Here is a 255-nt window from a genome sequence, read left to right as displayed (position 1 = left end):
TGTAGGGCCGGTCCGGGTCGCCGTTTTCGAAGGCGATCCGTACTTCGGTGCCTTGTATCAAAGGCAGGTGCAGCCCATACGTGTCGCCGCAGTAGGGGCGGGCCAGGCGCAGCCACATTGACTCGCGGCCTGCGGGCCAAGTGTCGCGGTCGAAGACGAAATGGCACTTGTAGCGGCCTTCCATGTCGATGTGGCCGTACAGGTCATTCGGCTCGGGGCTCGTGACGCGCGCCGGGAGGGTACCGGCGATCACCG

At 65.5% G+C, this 255-nt stretch carries 1 protein-coding gene; it reads right to left on the bottom strand.

What is annotated here, in order from left to right:
- On the bottom strand, nucleotides 1–255 hold a 255-nt coding region (locus IB256_RS30525; RefSeq protein WP_225602049.1), incomplete at both ends, for a phage baseplate assembly protein V.

It is taken from the genome of Pseudomonas sp. PDM17 (genome assembly GCF_014851985.1).
In the GTDB taxonomy this organism is placed as follows: domain Bacteria; phylum Pseudomonadota; class Gammaproteobacteria; order Pseudomonadales; family Pseudomonadaceae; genus Pseudomonas.
The sequence above is the reverse complement of the archived record's forward strand: the minus strand, read 5'-3'. Positions and strand labels throughout refer to the sequence as shown.